This window comes from Parasynechococcus sp., from assembly GCF_042954325.1.
GTDB lineage: Bacteria > Cyanobacteriota > Cyanobacteriia > PCC-6307 > Cyanobiaceae > Parasynechococcus.
On sequence record NZ_JBGKDS010000088.1, the window covers coordinates 1 to 16,847 of the forward strand.

At 62.0% G+C, this 16,847-nt stretch carries 21 protein-coding genes and 1 pseudogene; 13 read left to right on the forward strand and 9 right to left on the reverse strand.

What is annotated here, in order from left to right; all coding sequences use genetic code 11:
* Both ACGVKB_RS10970 and ACGVKB_RS10975 read left to right on the forward strand, forming a co-directional pair.
* Positions 1-409, forward strand: a 409-nt coding sequence (locus ACGVKB_RS10970; protein WP_392351775.1) for a photosystem I assembly protein Ycf4, incomplete at its 5' end; no start/stop codon positions are given.
* Positions 410-411: 2 nt separating this feature from the next.
* Entirely contained in the window at positions 412-1,101 is a 690-nt protein-coding gene (locus ACGVKB_RS10975) for a peptidylprolyl isomerase (protein ID WP_392351776.1), read from the forward strand.
* 2 nt (positions 1,102-1,103) lie between these two features.
* Here ACGVKB_RS10975 and ilvN read toward each other — a convergent pair whose 3' ends face one another.
* Together ilvN and ACGVKB_RS10985 are read right to left on the reverse strand one after the other, a co-directional pair.
* Positions 1,104-1,634: an acetolactate synthase small subunit gene (gene ilvN / locus ACGVKB_RS10980; RefSeq protein WP_392351777.1), complete on the reverse strand. Its 531-nt coding sequence runs from the start codon at positions 1,632-1,634 to the stop codon at positions 1,104-1,106.
* On the reverse strand, positions 1,631-2,566 hold the full coding sequence (locus ACGVKB_RS10985) for an alpha/beta fold hydrolase (protein ID WP_392351778.1): 936 nt from the start codon (positions 2,564-2,566) through the stop codon (positions 1,631-1,633). Before ACGVKB_RS10985 ends, ilvN begins: the two co-directional genes overlap by 4 nt.
* 16 nt (positions 2,567-2,582) lie before the next feature.
* Between ACGVKB_RS10985 and ACGVKB_RS10990 the strand changes: the two genes are divergently transcribed.
* The 5 genes from ACGVKB_RS10990 to ACGVKB_RS11010 all read left to right on the forward strand — a co-directional run bounded on the left by ACGVKB_RS10990 (position 2,583) and on the right by ACGVKB_RS11010 (position 6,037).
* Complete coding sequence (locus ACGVKB_RS10990; protein WP_392351779.1) at positions 2,583-3,764, forward strand: N2,N2-dimethylguanosine tRNA methyltransferase; 1,182 nt, start codon at positions 2,583-2,585, stop codon at positions 3,762-3,764.
* 26 nt (positions 3,765-3,790) lie between these two features.
* Positions 3,791-3,892: a cytochrome b6-f complex subunit PetM gene (gene petM, locus ACGVKB_RS10995; protein WP_392351780.1), complete on the forward strand. Its 102-nt coding sequence runs from the start codon at positions 3,791-3,793 to the stop codon at positions 3,890-3,892.
* Positions 3,893-3,953: 61 nt separating this feature from the next.
* On the forward strand, positions 3,954-4,916 hold the full coding sequence (locus ACGVKB_RS11000) for an NAD(P)H-binding protein (RefSeq protein WP_392351781.1): 963 nt from the start codon (positions 3,954-3,956) through the stop codon (positions 4,914-4,916).
* 70 nt (positions 4,917-4,986) lie between these two features.
* Positions 4,987-5,202, forward strand: coding sequence for a hypothetical protein (locus ACGVKB_RS11005; protein ID WP_392351782.1), 216 nt, complete (start codon positions 4,987-4,989; stop codon positions 5,200-5,202).
* A gap of 37 nt (positions 5,203-5,239) precedes the next feature.
* Complete coding sequence (locus tag ACGVKB_RS11010) at positions 5,240-6,037, forward strand: methyltransferase domain-containing protein (RefSeq protein ID WP_392351783.1); 798 nt, start codon at positions 5,240-5,242, stop codon at positions 6,035-6,037.
* Here ACGVKB_RS11010 and ACGVKB_RS11015 read toward each other — a convergent pair.
* The gene (locus ACGVKB_RS11015; protein WP_392351794.1) at positions 5,991-6,623 is read right to left on the reverse strand and encodes a pseudouridine synthase; all 633 of its coding nucleotides are present in this window, start codon (positions 6,621-6,623) and stop codon (positions 5,991-5,993) included. The genes ACGVKB_RS11010 and ACGVKB_RS11015 overlap by 47 nt on opposite strands.
* A gap of 205 nt (positions 6,624-6,828) precedes the next feature.
* Between ACGVKB_RS11015 and infA the strand changes: the two genes are divergently transcribed.
* On the forward strand, positions 6,829-7,098 hold the full coding sequence (gene infA, locus ACGVKB_RS11020) for a translation initiation factor IF-1 (RefSeq protein WP_006041809.1): 270 nt from the start codon (positions 6,829-6,831) through the stop codon (positions 7,096-7,098).
* A 14-nt stretch (positions 7,099-7,112) separates the two neighbouring features.
* On the opposite strand, the gene trxB is transcribed toward infA, so the two are convergent.
* From trxB to ACGVKB_RS11040, 4 genes are all read right to left on the reverse strand, one after another.
* Positions 7,113-8,498 carry a thioredoxin-disulfide reductase gene (gene trxB / locus ACGVKB_RS11025; RefSeq protein ID WP_392351784.1) on the reverse strand — a complete coding sequence of 462 codons (1,386 nt, stop codon included), beginning with the start codon at positions 8,496-8,498 and terminating at the stop codon, positions 7,113-7,115.
* 117 nt (positions 8,499-8,615) lie between these two features.
* On the reverse strand, positions 8,616-8,831 hold the full coding sequence (locus tag ACGVKB_RS11030; RefSeq protein WP_392351785.1) for a hypothetical protein: 216 nt from the start codon (positions 8,829-8,831) through the stop codon (positions 8,616-8,618).
* Positions 8,832-8,910: 79 nt separating this feature from the next.
* The gene (locus tag ACGVKB_RS11035; protein WP_392351786.1) at positions 8,911-10,428 is read right to left on the reverse strand and encodes a DEAD/DEAH box helicase; all 1,518 of its coding nucleotides are present in this window, start codon (positions 10,426-10,428) and stop codon (positions 8,911-8,913) included.
* 21 nt (positions 10,429-10,449) lie between these two features.
* Positions 10,450-11,028: an EF-1 guanine nucleotide exchange domain-containing protein gene (locus ACGVKB_RS11040; RefSeq protein WP_392351787.1), complete on the reverse strand. Its 579-nt coding sequence runs from the start codon at positions 11,026-11,028 to the stop codon at positions 10,450-10,452.
* A 124-nt stretch (positions 11,029-11,152) separates the two neighbouring features.
* Between ACGVKB_RS11040 and ACGVKB_RS11045 the strand changes: the two genes are divergently transcribed.
* The 4 genes from ACGVKB_RS11045 to ACGVKB_RS11060 are packed head-to-tail and all read left to right on the forward strand — an operon-like array spanning position 11,153 to position 15,046.
* Complete coding sequence (locus tag ACGVKB_RS11045; protein ID WP_392351788.1) at positions 11,153-12,292, forward strand: Re/Si-specific NAD(P)(+) transhydrogenase subunit alpha; 1,140 nt, start codon at positions 11,153-11,155, stop codon at positions 12,290-12,292.
* Positions 12,292-12,588, forward strand: a complete 297-nt coding sequence (locus ACGVKB_RS11050) for an NAD(P) transhydrogenase subunit alpha (RefSeq protein ID WP_392351789.1) — start codon at positions 12,292-12,294, stop codon at positions 12,586-12,588. The genes ACGVKB_RS11045 and ACGVKB_RS11050 overlap by 1 nt, the downstream gene beginning before the upstream one ends.
* Positions 12,588-14,012 (forward strand): NAD(P)(+) transhydrogenase (Re/Si-specific) subunit beta, encoded by a 1,425-nt coding sequence (locus tag ACGVKB_RS11055; protein ID WP_392351790.1) that lies wholly within the window; start codon positions 12,588-12,590, stop codon positions 14,010-14,012. The genes ACGVKB_RS11050 and ACGVKB_RS11055 overlap by 1 nt, the downstream gene beginning before the upstream one ends.
* A complete protein-coding gene (locus ACGVKB_RS11060) occupies positions 14,009-15,046 on the forward strand; it encodes an alpha/beta fold hydrolase (protein ID WP_392351791.1) in 1,038 nt (345 codons plus the stop codon). Before ACGVKB_RS11055 ends, ACGVKB_RS11060 begins: the two co-directional genes overlap by 4 nt.
* On the opposite strand, the gene ACGVKB_RS11065 is transcribed toward ACGVKB_RS11060, so the two are convergent.
* Positions 15,004-15,363 carry a ferredoxin gene (locus tag ACGVKB_RS11065; protein WP_392351792.1) on the reverse strand — a complete coding sequence of 120 codons (360 nt, stop codon included), beginning with the start codon at positions 15,361-15,363 and terminating at the stop codon, positions 15,004-15,006. The genes ACGVKB_RS11060 and ACGVKB_RS11065 overlap by 43 nt on opposite strands.
* Positions 15,360-16,613 (reverse strand): 1-deoxy-D-xylulose-5-phosphate reductoisomerase, encoded by a 1,254-nt coding sequence (locus ACGVKB_RS11070; RefSeq protein ID WP_392351793.1) that lies wholly within the window; start codon positions 16,611-16,613, stop codon positions 15,360-15,362. The genes ACGVKB_RS11065 and ACGVKB_RS11070 overlap by 4 nt, the downstream gene beginning before the upstream one ends.
* An 85-nt stretch (positions 16,614-16,698) precedes the next feature.
* Between ACGVKB_RS11070 and ACGVKB_RS11075 the strand changes: the two are divergent.
* Positions 16,699-16,847, forward strand: a pseudogene (locus ACGVKB_RS11075) (sodium-dependent transporter); the annotation flags it as partial.

Consider the following 16,847-nt stretch of genomic DNA (forward strand, 5'->3'; position numbering starts at 1 on the left):
GGATCTGTTGCCCCTCGGTCATCCGGCGGCCCTGATCTTTGTGCCCCAGGGTCTCGTGATGGGGCTGTACAGCATCGCTGCTGCGTTGCTGGCTTCCTACCTCTGGTATGTGATCTCAGTGGATGTGGGTTCCGGAATCAACCGCTTCGATAAGGGCGCTGGCACGGTCACGATCACTCGCCGGGGTTTTCGCCAGCCCCTCAGCGTTGAAATTCCTTTGAAAGATGTCAAGGCTGTCAAGGTCGAAGTCCGCGACGGCTTCAATGCCCGACGCCGGGTCTCCCTGAGGGTTCGGGGCCGTCGAGATATGCCCTTGACCCGCGTGGGTGAGCCACTGCCCCTGGCCCAGTTGGAACAGGATGGTGCCGAACTGGCCCGCTTCCTCGGTGTCAACCTCGAAGGACTTTGACCATGGCTCGGTTCGGACTGCTTCGTTCGTTTCAGCGCCGGGCGCTTCTGCTGCTTGTTCCGGTCCTGGTGAGCTGCAGCACCACACCCCGGGCTGCGGTTGCTCAGGGATGTTCCGATGCGATGGCTGCTTGCCTTCAGGGCCGGACATCGGTGCTTGTCAGCACCACACGCGGCGATTTCACGGTGGAGGTCGATGGCGACGCCGCTCCACTGACCGCCGGCAATTTCGTCGATCTGGTGCGCCGAGGCACCTACGACGGGACGATGTTTCATCGCGTGATCCGCGAGCCGGTTCCTTTCGTTGCCCAGGGTGGTGATCCGCTGTCCAGCGATCGATCCACACCCCTGAACCAATTGGGAACAGGAAACTTCGTGGATCCGCAGACCGGTCAGGTGCGCATGATTCCGCTTGAACTCCGTTTTGATGGAGAGGCTGAACCTCGCTACAGCCGTGTGGTCAGCAATCCGGCTGAAATCGATCGTCTGATGCTTCGCCATGAACGGGGAGCCGTGGCCATGGCGCGCTCGCAGTCTCCCGATTCAGCGAGCGCGCAGTTCTATGTCGCTCTGCGCCCATTGCCAGAACTGGATGGTCGCTATGCGGTCTTCGGACGGGTTGTTGACGGGCTTGATGTGGTCGATGCGATTGAGCAAGGTGATCGCATCACCAAGGTGAGCCTGAAGAATTGACCTCAGGCCGGCACGCGGCTTTCGCTCGGTGAGACCTTGAGCAGCTCGGTGTTGACACCCGATGCACGCTCAAGGGCCACCTTGCCGGTTCGAGCGATTTCAAGGATGCCGAACGGGGCCATCAGCCGTTCCAGCGCCACCAACTTGCCGGGATCTCCGACCACTTCGAGGGTCAACGCCTCATCGGCCACATCAACCACCTTGGCGCGGAACACCTGAACCAGGTCAAAGACCGCGCTGCGGTTTTCAGCAGGGGCTGACACCTTCAACAACATCAATTCCCGCTCCACGGCGGGGCGTTGGGTCAGATCGAGCACCTGCAGCACATTGACCAACTTGTCGAGCTGCTTGCTCATCTGCTCGAGGGTTTGATCATCGCCCTCGACCACCATCGTGAGACGGGACTGACCGCCTTGTTCGGCGGGGCCCACGGCCAGACTGTCGATGTTGAAGCCCCGCCGTGCGAACAGGCCTGCGATGCGGCTGAGCGCCCCGGATTCGTCTTCGACTACAACCGAAAGGGTGTGTTTCATCTCCGCTGGTCAGGCCCTGCCGGTCGTCTTTCACCCAAGTTACGGTCCAGCCAGGGAAGCAGCTGTGCGAGAAAGGTTTCGGTGCATTCGTCGTGGGGGCAATGGCCGCATTGATCGATCCCGATCAGCTCAATCGCTGGATAGGCCCGATTGATTGATTGCCCCAGGGCAAAGGGCACAAATCTGTCTTGGTGACCCCAGATCAGCAGCATGGGTTGCTTGAGTTCATCGAGCAGAGCGGGAGCCGTCGCTCCCCGGGGACGCAGTGCCATTCCGATCGACATCGAGCGCAAGCTGCGGGCGGCCGAGGGCCGGGTGGCGGCCCGCCGGATCGAGCGGAGCAGGCCGCGGTCATGGCGGAGGGATGTGAGATAAGCCGCTTGAAGTCCGGCCCTCAGCAGCGGGGTCGCTGTGATCAACGGCAGCAGCAGCTCCAGGGGAAGCAGCCGGAGCAGGCCGTGGACCAAGCGGCGGTTCCAGCGACGGCGGAACGGATGTCGTCGTTTGGCGATCGGTTGAATCAGGGCTGGATCCGGAAGCGGAGCCGCCACCACCGCCTGAACCCTGGCTGGGTTCAGAACAGCAGCCGTCACCGCGGCCAGGCCACCGAGTGAGTTTCCGATCAAGGCCGTTGGCTGTTGGATGACCTCGTCGATGAAGGCGCTGGTCTGTCGGCCCCAGAGTCGGTTGTCCAGGGGGCGTTCGCTGCCCAGTCCAGGCTGTGCGGACCGTCCGAAACCAAGCAAATCCAGGCTGTACACCCGATAACCCCGCTGTGCGAGTCCTGGAGCGCAGCGTCTCCAGTGGTCGCTGCTGGCTCCGAATCCGTGGAGCAACAGCAGGGGTTGACCATCCTCCGGCCCCAGCCAACGCCAATGGCAGGAATGGCCGTTCCAGATCCAGGTGTGCTGCTCTCCCCAGTCCAGGGACATCCGATCGGCAGTCTGGATGGACGTTGCGGGCAAGGCGCTGACCGATTCGGATCGTCACTATCGCGAAGGGAACGCTGTCTTTGATGCCGGGCCGGGATTCTTTCGGCCCGAGTCCCGGCCCTCACGCGATCTGTCGATGTTGTTGGCCTGCCATCAGGCCAGCCGCCATGACCATGGCCTCCATTGGCTGGATCTGATGGCTGGATGCGGTGTGCGGGCGTTGCGTTGGGGGCAGGAGGCCGCCGCGATGGCCCCTGTCCCTCCCAGGATCTGGGCCAACGATGGCGATCCGGAGCGACTGCCCTGGATGACAGCCAATCTGGCTCCGCTGTCGGCTGCGGGGCTGGAGGTGCAGGTCAGTGCCCGCCCAGCGGAAGGACTTCTGGCCGAAGCTTTTCTGGCGCGTCAGGCATTTGATCTCATCGATCTCGATGCTTTTGGCAGTCCGGGGGCTCTGTTGCAACCGGCGCTCAAGACCCTGGCGTTCGGAGGAATTCTTTTTCTGGCCAGCACCGATGGTCGTTCCCCGACCGGCCATGACCGGCCCGGGGCCGTTCGTCATCTGGGTGCGTCAGCTCGGGTCCATCCATCCAGCTGGGAACTGGCCTTGCGGCAACAGCTGGGATTGATCGCTCGTCAGGTCTGGATGCTGGGCTTTGGGCTGGAGCCGTTGCTCAGCTTCAGTGAAGGGCGCACCTTCCGAATCGCGGTGCGGTTGCTGAAACGCCCGCGCTCCGGCGACGAGGCCCAGCTGGGGATGCTGGCGCGTTGTGACAGCTGTGGAGACCAGCAGCATCAGACATTGCTGAAGCTGCGGGGTTGGCCCCCCTGCTCCTGCCCGCAGGGCCAGGGCCGCTGGGCCATCCATGGACCGCTTTGGTTGGGGCCATTGCAGGACACGGCCCTTCTGGCTGAACTGGCTGAGATTCCAGTGGCCTTGGCATCCAAGACACGCCAGTTGCTGCGTCGTCTGCAGCAGGATGCCGCGGTTGTGCCGACGGTCTGGTCGACGGCTGAATTGGCGCAACGGCTGCAGCTGGCGGGGCCACCTTCCCTGGCCGATCTGGTGGCTGGTCTGCGCAACCGTGGTCATCAGGCCGTCGGCAGCGGTGTGATGAATGGTCAGATCAGGACTGACGCTGCACTGCCTGAGCTGTTACAGATTTGCCGCGACTTGGCCGAGGAAGGATTTAAATAGCCCTCGTCAATCGATTGCCCTGAATCATGGCTTCGGAAATTTTCGGTACTGCGGCCATCTTCTGGGTTCTCATCCCTGTTGGGCTTGCCGGTGGTGCTCTTCTGCTGAAGCTGCAAGGCGACGACTGACGATCGGCTTCCCACAGGAGCCTCAGGGCCTTTAGGCTCCTGCCTTGCTTGTCGAGATCCGATGCAAGTTCTGGTGGTGGGTGGCACAGGCACCCTGGGGCGGCAGATTGCTCGTAAGGCCCTCGACGCCGGGCATCAGGTGCGTTGCATGGTCCGAACCCCCCGCAAGGCCGCCTTCCTCCAGGAATGGGGGTGTGAACTCACCCGTGGAGATCTGCTGGAGCCAGACAGCCTCGATTACGCCCTGGATGGCGTCGATGCTGTGATCGATGCAGCGACCAGTCGCCCTACAGATCCCCAGAGCGTTTACGTCACCGATTGGGACGGCAAGCTCAACCTGCTGAATGCCTGTGAGCGTGCAGGGGTGAAGCGGTTCATTTTTATGTCCTTGCTCGGTGCCCACAGTCACCGGTCGGTCCCGTTGATGGACATCAAGGCTTGTACGGAGAATCTGCTCGAAGGATCGGATTTTGATTACACGATCCTGCAGGGCGCAGCCTTCATGCAGGGTGTGATCTCCCAGTTCGCCATTCCTGTGCTGGAAAGTCAGACCGTGTGGGTGAGCGGCAGTCCGACGGCGATTGCGTACATGAACACCCAGGACATGGCCCGGTTCGCAGTCGCTGCTCTGGAGCGGTCAGAAACCATCCGGGGAACCTTTCCCGTTGTCGGTCCCAAGGCTTGGAACACCGGTCAATTGGTTCAGCTCTGTGAGCGTTGCAGCGGCAAATCCGCCAGGGTCTTCCGCGTGCAGCCTGTGTTGATCCGACTGATGCAGGGAGTTGCTTCGTTCTTTGAACCGGCGGTGAATGTTGCTGAGCGTTTGGCCTTCGCTGAAGTGACCGGCGGTGGACAGACCCTCGATGCTGCGATGGAGCAAAGCTATGCAGCGTTCGATCTTGACCAGGGGGAGACCACGGAGATGGAGAGCTATATCCGTGAGTACTACGACACCATTCTCAAGCGTCTGCGTGAAATGGAGGCTGACTTAGATAAAGATGCCAAGAAGAAGCTGCCGTTCTGATGCAGCCCCAAGCGAACAGTTCAAACGTACTGTTCGCTTGTTAAGTTGATGGCCAGCAACCTGGTGTCGAATGTCCGCTGCTCAAGTCAAGAATCTTCAGCGCCGACTCGACAACCTCAATCGAGAAGCTGAAACCGAGTTGACCAGGGTCTGCGGCCACGACCTTTGGAAATCCCTCGGCTTTGATGCCTTTGATGGATTGGATGATGCCGACAAGCGTGCATTAGCGAACTATTACTACGGTCAGTGGCAGACGGTGCGTGAGTTGCAGGACGCCCTCGGCTGACCTGTCCACATAACGTTCTTGGGCTCGCTGAAGATTGATGAGTTCGTGCTGCGATCCAACGCCACCCGTGGATCAGACCCAGGCCGTCGATGATCGCTATGGAGCGGCCGCTCAGGAGCGTGAAGCCTGCCTGTGTACACCGGTTGGTTTTGATCCGACACTGCTCAAAGCCTTGCCCGCTGCGGTGATTGAACGCGATTACGGCTGTGGGGATCCCACGCGCTGGGTCCGGCCGGGCGATCGGGTGCTGGATCTGGGCAGTGGCAGTGGGAAGAATGCCTTCATTTGTGCGCAAATTGTCGGCTCGGAGGGCTCTGTCGTTGGCGTTGACCGCAATCCGGAGATGCTGGCGCTGTCCCGCGGGGCGATCCCTGCGGTGGCATCTGCCATTGGCACCAGCAACGTGCGTTTTGTCGAGGGTGCCATCGAAGCCCTCGATGCTTCAGGACCGGACGGCGATGTCCTGATCCCTGATCAGAGCGTCGATGTTGTCCTCAGTAATTGTGTTCTCAATCTTGTGAACCCCTCGGCGCGTGAGCGATTGCTGGCCAATATTCGACGCGTGTTGGCGTCGGCTGGTCGCGTGGCGATCAGCGACATCGTCTGTGACCGCCCCGTTCCGCTGGCTCTCCAGCAGGATCCTGATCTCTGGAGTGGTTGCATCAGCGGGGCTTGGCAGGAGCAGGACTTCCTGGATCAGTTCCGGGCTCTCGGTTTCCACGACGTCGCCTATGCCGACCGCAGTGCCGAGCCCTGGAAGGTGGTGGAGGGGATTGCCTTTCGGGCGGTCACCCTCGTCGGCGCACTCCCGGATTCCTCCCGCCCCTGCTGCTAAGCAAGGTGTTGAGGCGCTTGTGTTCAGCGGCGCTGACCTCGCGCCAGTCTCCTGGAGCCAATCCATCCAAGCCCAAGGGGGGGTGGCCATCCATCAAATCGATCTGGCAACGCACCAGACGCAAGGTCGGTAGGCCCACGGCTGCCGTCATCCGTCTCACCTGACGATTGCGGCCTTCCGTCAGGGACAGTTCCAACCAACTGGTAGGGATCGTGGCGCGCACACGAATGGGAGGCGTTCGCTCCGGGAGGTCGGGTTGAGCGCTCCCCTTCAACCAACGCGCCTTGGCCGGTCGGGTGCGCTGACCCTGAATCACGATTCCGTCGCGCAATTGATCGAGTTGGGCGGGGCCGGGTGTTCCCTCCACCTGCGCCCAGTAGCTGCGCCAGTGCCCGAAGCGTGGATCGGTGAGACGTTGCTGTAAACGACCATTGCTGGTGAGCAGCAACAATCCTTCGCTGTCAGCATCGAGACGACCGGCGGCGTAGACCTCAGGAACGTCGATGAATTCAGCCAGACAAGCCCAACGGCTGTCGGGTTCCGGGGTGAACTGGCTGAGCACCCCATAGGGTTTGTGCAGCAACAGTGTTGTCAAATCAACCGGCGTTCTCGCGGGCTCTCCACAGATTGACAATGCCAATGGAGATCAGCAGCAAGCCGAGGTCCATGGTTAAAGGAGGCAAAATCATCCAACCGGTGTTAGGTAGCGTCGGAGCCTAGTGGCTGTCCGTGCTGATTGGCTGCTGTCCCTGTCCACCTAAAGTGTCGCAACTGGACAACTTCAGCGGCGCATGATCGAAACCTCGGGTGTGATTGAGAAGGAACAGGGCAATGGGTTCTATCTGGTCACTCTTGAGCAGCCGGCTGGCCACCAGTGCCTGTGCCGCGCCGCTGGGAAGCTGACCAAGTTCAGGATCAAATTGCTCGCGGGGGACAAGGTCTTGGTTGAGATCAGTCCCTATGACCTCACCCGTGGACGGATTACCTACCGGGAACGCAATGCGGGTGCACCCGGCGGACGGCCGGGTGGCAATCGTCCGGGTGGCCCGCGCCGTCGTTGATCACAGGTTGGTGTTCAACCGGGAACCATCACTGCCTCGATGGCGTCTTTGAACACACTGCGTTGCTTCACGCCTTTCCACTGTTGAACCATCGCTTTTTGATGGAACAACTGAACGGTGGGCGTGCCGTTGACGCCAGCCTGCTCGGCAATGGCCTGATCGGTTTCGATGTCGATGACCACCGCCTGGGCAGCTCCGTTGAGCTCCGTGATCACACGCTGCAGCTGGGGCTTCAGCACATGGCAGGGGCCGCAGGTGGGTGAGGTGTAGATCACCAGAATGGGCTTGTTGCTGTCGTGATACAGCTTGCGGAGGGCAAAGCTTCCCTTCTGCCACAGACCCGCAGGGTCGAAGGTGGCTTCAGTGGTGACATCCACCGATGTCGGGAGTTCAGCCTTGGCCGGTTCGACGCTGTCGCGTTGAACCAGGTTGGCCAGATCATGGTGCGTCAGCCAGCGCTCTGCGGCTAATGCGGCCTTGCAACCACTCCCCGCTGCGGTGATGCCCTGTCTCCATTCGGCATCGGCGACATCACCGGCGGCGAACACCCCCTCCATGGACGTTTCCGGCCGACCTGATGGTGTCGAGAGGTAGCCCTTGTCATCGAGATCGATCTGACCCTGGAGCAGATCGGTGTTCGGGGTGTGGCCAATGGCATAGAACAAGCCACGTACCGGCAAGTCCATCCGCTGATCGCTGTTGCGATCGCGAATGGTCAGGGTTTGGAGCCAGTCGTCGCCGTTCACGTCGACGATCTCACTGGACCAGTGCACGGTGATCATCGGGTTGGCGAGCACTCGATCCGCCATCGCAGCGCTGGCCCTCAAGCGATCGGAGCGCACCAGAAGATGGACATGGCTGCCGTATTTGGTCAGGTAGACCGCCTCTTCACAGGCCGAATCGCCGCCACCGACAACAGCCAGCTCCTCGTTGCGGAACTGGGGTGTGGCTCCATCGCAGATGGCGCAGGCACTGATGCCGCTGCTCCAGAAACGTTCCTCCGAGGGCAGCCCAAGACGGTTGGCCCGGGCACCGGTGGCGATGATCAGTGCATGGGCGCGGATGGTGCGTCCTTCGGTCTCGATGCGATAGGGGCGTTCGCTCAGATCAATCGAATCGGCGTCGGCTTCGATCAGGTGGGTGCCCCAACGGGTGGCTTGCGCTTTCATCAGATCCATCAGATCTGGGCCGAGGACCCCGTCTGGAAAGCCGGGGAAATTTTCGACGTGGGTGGTGGTCATCAGCTGTCCACCGGGGATGCCCCCCCGTTCGTATCCAGTGATCAGCAGGGGTTGGAGGTTGGCGCGCGCGGCGTAGATCGCCGCTGTGTAACCAGCGGGACCCGATCCAACAATGACGAGGTTTTCGATGTGCTCGGAGGCTTGCCCGGCCGTCGTCATCGACTTATGCGGAGTGACTATGAGTTAAGTCTAAGGTCTGCCCCGGCCCTGTTGAAGCAATAAAAAAGAGCCGCATCTGCAGCTCTAATTGAATCTTAAGGAAGGCTTAAGCTTTTCCTAGCCAATGCGGTGGCGTTTTCGCGGTTGGCGTGGAACGCTCATCACGTTGGTCTCGAGCATGGCGTCGTCTTCGCCGATGCAGGTGATCCACTCACAGAATTCCTGGGTGAGTGCATAGCTGTCTTCGTAGCGCTCTTCCTTGTCCAGCACTGCAATCCGGGTGGAAACCCAGCTTGTCGCAACGATGACCCGACGTTCCATTGCGGCGTCCATGGGATCTCCTCTGCTGTGATTCAGGTTGATCGGTCAGGTGCCCGATATGGGGCATCCCTTTGGAGAAGTTCGCATTTTTCTACGCAGAAAGATGTTGTCTTGGCTGCAAAAAAGAAGGGAGTTGAGGCGTTTTCATTCGAATGACCGCTCCAGCGCCGTCCTCCACGGCTTCCATGGGAAGCGTCGGCCCTCTCCAGCTGCTGCCGGGCTCAGCGTTGGCCTCCCCTTCCTCCTCGCGGGCTCGGAGCACGTAGGGCTCGGAGATCGACCAGGTGCGTGCGTACTCCATCAGTAATGGGTCCGCGGGGGCAAAGACCAGGGAGGGGGCGCGTGGGATGTCTTCCTTGGAGGCCAGGTCTGGAGTCATCCGAACGGCACGGGTAATGCCCTGCAGGAAACGACTCCGGGTGACCACCGTGGTGAGATAAGCCACGACCCGCAGGCGCGGCGCATCGAAGCCTTCCGCGCACATGTCGATGCTGACCAGCCAGTCGGAATGCCCCCCTTGGAATGCGCTCAAGATGGAGGCGGCATTGGGGTTCTGGGAGTGCACCAGATCGACGCTGTTGCCGTTGTCTTCCAGCAGTCGGGCGATTGACACGGCATGGTCGATGTCCCGTGCGATGACCAACCCCGCTGCATTCGCATGGGTTTGGCGGATCTGATCCAGCCCCTGTTGGGCCTGCTCAAGCAGCTGGTGCCCGATGCTGTTGTCGTCCTGCAGGCCAACGGCTCGACGCAGATTGCGGGCCCGCCAGCTTTCCCGTTGTTCCGCGGACAGCGGTGAAACATCCCGGTCCGGCTCTCCGTCGCGGCTGTGTTCAACCCATCCGTCCTGAAAGCGAAAGTCCAAGGGACGCACGTCACCACTGGCGATCAGTTCCCTGGGTTCCACGGCCAGATCGGGATTGATCTGCTCCACCACCACATCACCCTGCAGGGTCTTGATCCGGCGGGCGGCGCAGAAGCCGAGGTTGTCGGCGCGGAATGGGGTTCCGGTGAGCCCCATTCGGAGTCGGCAGTGATGGGTCAGGTCGAGAAACGTGTCCCCCCAGGCGGTTTGCTCCGGTGCGTCTGGATCGACGCCGAGATGATGGGCTTCGTCTGCGATCGCCAGACAGTGCTCTCCAGCCCAGGAGGTCAACTCCTCTCGAAGACGGTCGAGTTGCCGACCCGCACCTTGGTAGGTCAGTAGCAGACCGTCGACATCCGGCGGTGAGGCGTCCTGAAGAGGCCAATCCTGGAGGGTGAGTCCCAGTCGCCCGGCGGCGGCGCTCCACTGAGCCTGAATGGAGGTGCGATGGCAGAACACCAGGAACCGCCGCAGGTGTCCCTGCTGCTGCAGCGCTCGAAAGGCCAGCAGAGCCCCCAGGGTTTTGCCCGCACCAGGCCCTGCGAAAACCAGAACGTCGCGATGGGCGCTGACCCCTGGTTCCACCCGACGTCGCAGCAGCTGGATCAGTTGCTGCTGCCAGAGGCGAGGTCGGATCTCGGTGGTTGGGCTGCTGGTGTCAGAACCAGCGACCGCAAAGGAAGGGGCTGTGATGGGGCGCTGAACGGGATTCGCCTTTTTAACGAGCCCTGACCGCCTTGGCACCTTTGTGGTCGCGGCGGGGCTTCAGAGGGCTTCGGCGTGGTTGATCACGAGACGCTCGACTTCCATCAATGCCTCTTCCGCAGCGGTCCTGGCGGTTTGAAAGTCACCCTTGGCTGGCGTCATCAGTTGCTGGGCTAACCGATCGAGCAGCTCCTGACGACGTTCCTCGAGCATGGCGAGGATCTCGTTCTCCACCAGGGTGCGAACGGCTTGGATCCGTAGGTCATCGGCCGTGGCCTCCGCGAAGGTGCCCTCGACGAGCTCCTGGATGAACAGCCGATGCACCTCACTGCTGCGGAGGAAGCTCTCCGTGGCATTGATGATTCCGTCCACGAGGGTGCGATCCGGCTCCGATTCACGCTCATTGAGCTTGAACTCCCAATCCAGATGCCGGCGCTGCCAGCCGGCGGCATGGAGGCTGGGCATCACGCTTTGGGAAAACGTGTCCACCGAGATTTCGTAAATCCGCTCCGCCAACCGTTCACACCAGTCCCGCCCGTGGGTTTGCAACGTGTCCTGCATGGCCCGTCGCTCGACGGAATGTCCGCCGTGGTGGCTGTGACAGATGCCATCGGGACACTCGATTGCACTGAGACCCATGGGGAGGATGAACAGGTTTTCCTCACCTAGCCAGATCGCAGCTGCCGTACTGGTTTCTACAGAAAAGCTCCAAATCCCAGCAGGCGACCCCGTAATCTCCCTTGGGTCGGTGGATGTGCTCGCCTTGCCCAGACTTCTGATACCGGTGGAGTCGTTGCCGGGGGAAACCCGGGTCGCGGCAACGCCCGATACGGTCAAGAAATTCGTCTCCTTCGGCTGCAGTGTTGCCGTTGAGCGGGGAGCCGGTGCGGCATCCGGTTATCTCGATGATGCCTATGCCGCCCAGGGTGCCGAGTTGGTTGCTCCTGGTGATGGATCCGCCTGGGGTCAGGCGGATGTCCTGCTCTGCGTTCAGACGCCCACAGCCGAAGCCCTCGCACGTCTACGCCAGGGAGCCTTAGTGGTTGGCCTCTTGGCCCCCTATGCCAATGGGGATCTCAGCCACGCTCTTCAGCGCGGTGGGCTGTCTGCCATGGCCCTGGAGCTGCTTCCTCGGATCAGCCGGGCGCAGTCGGCCGATGCCCTGTCGTCCCAGGCCAACATCGCCGGTTACAAATCAGTCCTGTTGGCTTCGGCCGCTCTGGACCGTTATTTCCCGATGCTGATGACAGCCGCGGGCACGGTGCAGCCGGCCAAGGTTGTGATTCTCGGTGCCGGTGTGGCTGGGCTTCAAGCGGTGGCGACGGCCCGACGCTTGGGTGCGGTTGTGTATGTCAGCGATATCCGCCCCGCAGTGAAGGAACAGGTTGAGTCCCTCGGCGCCCGGTTTATCGAACCCCCGGAGCTGGAGGACAAACCATCTGAATCCGGTGGCTATGCCAAGCAAGCCTCGGATGCGTTCTTGGCAGCCCAGCGCCAGCAACTGTCCGATCAGCTTGCCGAAGCTGATGTCGCGATCTGCACGGCTCAGGTTCCAGGTCGCCGTGCACCGCGTCTGATCAGCGAAGACATGCTGGACCGCATGCGTCCCGGTGCGGTGGTCGTTGATCTGGCTGTTGCCCAAGGCGGCAACTGTGCCGAGACGGTTCCAGACCAGACGGTGGATCGCAAGGGCGTCAAGCTGATCGCCGGCAACGATCTGCCCTGCACGGTTCCGAACCATGCCAGTGCGCTGTACGCACGCAACCTTGTCGCCTTGCTGGAGCCCACGCTCAAGGACGGTGCCCTCAGCCTCGACACCGAGGATGAGCTGGTGGCCGGCTGTCTGATTGCCCAGGACGGCACCATCCGCCGTGGCGATGTTCTTACCCCTGGAGCCAACTGATGTTTGTTGATTTCCTTTGGGTCCTTCTGCTTGGCAGCCTTCTTGGTCTCGAGCTGATCGGCAAGGTTCCCCCCACATTGCACACGCCGTTGATGAGCGGCGCCAACGCCATCTCCGGCATCACCGTGTTGGCGGCACTCACCGCCATCATCAAAGCCGGCGACAACGTCGCCCTTCTGGCGCTGGGTTCCGTGTCCCTCGGTTTCGCTCTGTTCAATGTGATCGGCGGCTTCCTGGTGACCGATCGAATGCTGGCCATGTTCAGCCGTAAGCCTGCTCGCAAGGAGACCCGCTGATGTCTGACGTTCTGAAGTACGCAATCGACCTCGTCGCCGTTCTCCTGTTGGCCCTTGGCATCAAGGGTCTGTCCAAGGTGCGGTCGGCGCGCGGAGCCAATCAGCTGGCGGCTGTGGCCATGGGCCTGGCCGTGTTGGGTCTGCTCGTGAATTACCTCGGGATGGAGGCTGGCATTTCTGCCACCGCTTGGACCTGGATCATCGCGGGAACCGCCGTCGGCGGTGTCCTCGGTGCAATCACGGCCCAGCGGGTCCCGATGACCTCGATGCCAGAGACCGTCGCCTTGTTCAACGGTTGCGGTGGCATGTCATCACTGCTGGTGGCTCTTGCTGCAGCGCTTTATCCGGCGGCGCTCGATGCGGCTGGTCCCGTCGCGCTGGTTTCCATTGTGGTGTCGGTGTTCGTGGGGGCCATCACCTTCACGGGTTCGATCGTGGCCATGGCCAAGCTTCAGGGTTGGCTGTCCACACCGGCTTGGATGCAGAGCAAGCTGCGCCATGTCGTGAACATCGCCCTGGCGGTGGCCTCACTGGTTGGTGCGCTTGAGATGTTGCGTCATGCCGACTCCGGCACCGGTCTCTGGCTGGTGGTCGTGGCCTCTGGCCTCCTGGGCGTTGGGGTCACGCTTCCGATCGGCGGAGCCGATATGCCCGTCGTGATTTCGCTGTTGAACAGCTACTCCGGTGTTGCCGCAGCTGCCGCTGGTTTCGTGGTGGGAAGTCAGCTGCTCATCGTTGCCGGTGCCATGGTCGGAGCCGCTGGCCTGATCCTCACCCAGGTGATGTGCAACGGCATGAATCGCTCGCTGGTGTCGGTCCTCTTCGGAGGTGCCCTCGGAGCCAGTGTGGCCTCCGGTGGCGGCGGTGGTGAATACACCAACATCACCAGCTGCAGCGTCGAAGAGTGTGCGCTCACGATGGAAGCGGCCGAGCGCGTCGTGATTGTTCCGGGCTACGGCCTGGCTGTTGCCCAGGCGCAACACACCCTGCGTGAAGTGACACGTGTTCTGGAGAGTGCCGGGATTGATGTGGCCTATGCCATTCATCCCGTTGCTGGGCGCATGCCTGGCCACATGAACGTTCTCTTGGCTGAGGCCGATGTGCCCTATGAGCAGCTCAAGGAGATGGATCAGATCAACCCCGAGTTCCCCGCGGCTGATGTCGTGTTGGTGCTGGGTGCCAATGATGTGGTGAATCCACAGGCCAAGAGTGATCCCAATTCTCCTCTCTATGGAATGCCTGTTCTGGATGTTCAGGAAGCTCGCACGGTATTCGTGGTGAAGCGCGGCATGAGTGCTGGTTACTCCGGGATCAAGAACGATTTGTTCGAGCTAGCCAACACCTCGATGGTGTTTGGAGATGCCAAGAAAGTGCTCGGTGATCTGTTGGTCGAACTCAAGGATCTGGGTCTCGGCAAGAAGTGATTGCCTCCGGTGCGCACGACCCCTGGCTGCAGCAGCAGCTGGGGGTTGTCGCGTTTCAACAGCGTTGGCCGTGGATCGGCGGGGATCTGCAGACGCTCCGTGACACCCTGCGACCGGTTCGCTTACCGATTGAGACTGGCGGGAGGGTGTTGGTCGACGTGCCGGCCCTGGCCAGTGGGGCCGCGGATGCCGGCCAGCTGTTGGCGTTGCACGATCAGCCCGAGGGGGATCCCAAGGGGCTGGTGCTGCTGCTCCATGGACTCGGGGGGTCCAGTTCCCGAGAAGGACTGCGCCGGATGGGGCTTGCCCTTCAGGCAGGGGGCTTCGCAGTGCTGCGGCTCAACCTGCGGGGGGCGGATCCTGGGCGGCATCTCGCCGGCGGAACCTATGCGGCTCGTTGCAACAGCGACCTGCTGCCGGTCATTCGTCGGGCCCGTGATTTAGCGGCTGGCCGACCTCTACTCGGCGCGGGTCTCTCTCTCGGCGGCACGATGCTGCTCAATGCTTGCCTGGCGGAGCCGGGCGTGCTCGATGGCCTCTTCTGTGCCAGCAGTCCCCTGGACTTGGCGGCCTGCAGTGCATCGATCGAACGGCCGCGCAACCGCATCTATCAACGCTGGCTGCTGCAACGCCTGCTCCGTCAGACCTTGGCGGATCCCTTCGGGGTCAGCGACCTTGAACAGCGGCAGCTCAGTGGTGCGGCAGCCCCTCGAACGATCCGAGCTTTTGACAGCGCTGTGACCGCACCGCGCTGGGGCTTCTGTGATGTGGAGGCCTATTACCGCGAGGCCTCACCGTTGCAGCATCTGATCGCGGCTCCGGACCGTCTGCCGCCGACGCTCCTGCTCCAGGCGCTCGATGATCCCTGGGTGCCCGCGGCTTCGGCGAAGACGTTGCAGGCTGCGCTAAACGAGGGCGGGTCGATTCGCCAGACCTTCACCCGGCGCGGCGGTCACAACGGTTTCCATGGCCGCGGCGGCTGCTGGGGGGATCAGCTGGCGTTGCGCTGGCTGCAATCCATCGTGGAACGCTGAATCAGCCACTCCTTGATCGGTTGTCCTCCGATCACGTGGTCCTGGAGGATCCGATCAATCCGTTCCGGTGTGACACTGCCGTACCAGCAGCCATCGGGCCAGATCAGCAGGATGGGTCCCTTCTCACACACCCGCAGGCAGTCCGCTTTGGTGCGTAGGACGATGCCAGGTTCGCGTTGAGGGGACTCCAAACCCAGTGTTTTGACCCCTTGCTTGAGGGCCTCCCAACTGGCTGCTCCGATCTCGGGATCGCAGCATTTCGCCTTGGTCGGTGTGGCGCAGAGCAGCAGGTGATGGCTGATGCGAAGGGCTGTCATGCCGCCATGGCGGTGAGGGGGACCCGGCGGGTGCCACGTCTGACGTGCTCGCGGACGGCGCTGCGGGCCCATTGGTCCACGGCCAGAACGTCGTCCAATTGTGGATTCGCGATCAGATCCTGCTTGTGACGTTCACAGGCGGCATCGATCACGGCAGGGATGTCGAGGAAATGGATGCGTTCTTCCAGGAACTGCGCCACGGCTTCTTCGTTGGCCGCATTCATCACGGCCGGCATCGTGCCGCCGGCGCGTCCTGCGGCGTAGGCCAGTTCCATGCAGGGATATTTGGCTGGGTCCGGTGCGCGGAATGTGAGTTGCCCCACCTCGGTGAGGTTGAGACGGCGCCATGGCGTCTCCAGCCGTGATGGCCAGCTCATGCAATAGAGGATGGGCAGCTTCATGTCCGGCCAGCCCAGTTGAGCGAGCACCGAGGAATCAGCCAGCTCGATCATCGAGTGGATGATGCTCTGCGGATGGATGACGATTTCGATGTGGTCGTAATCCAGTCCGAACAGGTAATGGGCTTCGATCACCTCGAGCCCTTTGTTCATCAGTGAGGCGGAGTCCACGGTGATCTTGCGCCCCATGCTCCAGTTGGGGTGACTGGTGGCATCGGCCACAGTGGCTTGTTCAAGGTCGGCGGCCTTCCAATCGCGGAAGGCACCACCGGAGGCCGTGAGCTGAATCCGGCGCAGACCCGGTGTGGGCAAGCCGGTGGACAGGCGAGCGGTGTCGGCCCAGGGCGTGCCCTGCAGGCACTGGAAAATCGCGGAGTGTTCGGAGTCGGCAGGAAGCAGACGGCTGCCGCTCTTCTTCAGTTCCGGCAGCACCACCGGTCCGGCGGCGATCAGTGTTTCCTTGTTGGCGAGGGCCAGATCCTTGCCGGCACGAATGGCCGCGAGGGTTGGCAAGAGTCCTGCGCAGCCGACGATTCCGGTGACGACCAGATCGGCTGTGCTCCAGGCGGCGGCGGTGTTGAGTCCATCGGGACCCCCCACCAGCTGCGGTGCCTGTTGGGGCCGTTCGGATGGGGGCAGGGCCTCCAGCCGCTGCTGCAGCTCGGGCAGAAGGTCGGCATCGGCCAAGGCGACCAGCTCCGGCTGATGCCGCTGGATCTGCCGCACCAGCAGCTCGAGGTTCCGCCCGGCGGTCAGCGCGACGACGCGGAACTGCTCAGGGAATTCCTCAGCGATCTGCAGGGTCTGAGTGCCGATCGAGCCCGTGGAGCCCAGCACGCTGATGGCTTTCACGTCGATCCGGCGATTGCTGACAGTCTCCCATCAAGTGGGCAGATCACTGGCAAGCTGGCGACCAGCTTGTGGTGCGCGATCGGAGATGGCAGCGAAGGAGCAGTGGCGGTCGGGTCTTGGTTTTGTGATGGCTGCCGCCGGCAGTGCCGTGGGGCTCGGCAACCTCTGGGGGTTTGCCTATCGCGCCTCCCAAGACGGGGGTGGTGCCTTCCTTCTGCTGTATCTGCTGATCGT

Bases quoted from the DNA above. Each gene is read 5' to 3' on its own strand.
- ACGVKB_RS10975 (WP_392351776.1), top strand. From the start codon at position 412: ATGGCTCGGTTCGGACTGCTTCGTTCGTTTCAGCGCCGGGCGCTTCTG.
- ilvN (WP_392351777.1), bottom strand. From the start codon at position 1,634: ATGAAACACACCCTTTCGGTTGTAGTCGAAGACGAATCCGGGGCGCTC.
- ACGVKB_RS10985 (WP_392351778.1), bottom strand. From the start codon at position 2,566: ATGTCCCTGGACTGGGGAGAGCAGCACACCTGGATCTGGAACGGCCAT.
- ACGVKB_RS10990 (WP_392351779.1), top strand. From the start codon at position 2,583: ATGGACGTTGCGGGCAAGGCGCTGACCGATTCGGATCGTCACTATCGC.
- petM (WP_392351780.1), top strand. From the start codon at position 3,791: ATGGCTTCGGAAATTTTCGGTACTGCGGCCATCTTCTGGGTTCTCATC.
- ACGVKB_RS11000 (WP_392351781.1), top strand. From the start codon at position 3,954: ATGCAAGTTCTGGTGGTGGGTGGCACAGGCACCCTGGGGCGGCAGATT.
- ACGVKB_RS11005 (WP_392351782.1), top strand. From the start codon at position 4,987: ATGTCCGCTGCTCAAGTCAAGAATCTTCAGCGCCGACTCGACAACCTC.
- ACGVKB_RS11010 (WP_392351783.1), top strand. From the start codon at position 5,240: ATGAGTTCGTGCTGCGATCCAACGCCACCCGTGGATCAGACCCAGGCC.
- infA (WP_006041809.1), top strand. From the start codon at position 6,829: ATGATCGAAACCTCGGGTGTGATTGAGAAGGAACAGGGCAATGGGTTC.
- trxB (WP_392351784.1), bottom strand. From the start codon at position 8,498: ATGACGACGGCCGGGCAAGCCTCCGAGCACATCGAAAACCTCGTCATT.
- ACGVKB_RS11030 (WP_392351785.1), bottom strand. From the start codon at position 8,831: ATGGACGCCGCAATGGAACGTCGGGTCATCGTTGCGACAAGCTGGGTT.
- ACGVKB_RS11040 (WP_392351787.1), bottom strand. From the start codon at position 11,028: ATGGGTCTCAGTGCAATCGAGTGTCCCGATGGCATCTGTCACAGCCAC.
- ACGVKB_RS11050 (WP_392351789.1), top strand. From the start codon at position 12,292: ATGTTTGTTGATTTCCTTTGGGTCCTTCTGCTTGGCAGCCTTCTTGGT.
- ACGVKB_RS11055 (WP_392351790.1), top strand. From the start codon at position 12,588: ATGTCTGACGTTCTGAAGTACGCAATCGACCTCGTCGCCGTTCTCCTG.
- ACGVKB_RS11065 (WP_392351792.1), bottom strand. From the start codon at position 15,363: ATGACAGCCCTTCGCATCAGCCATCACCTGCTGCTCTGCGCCACACCG.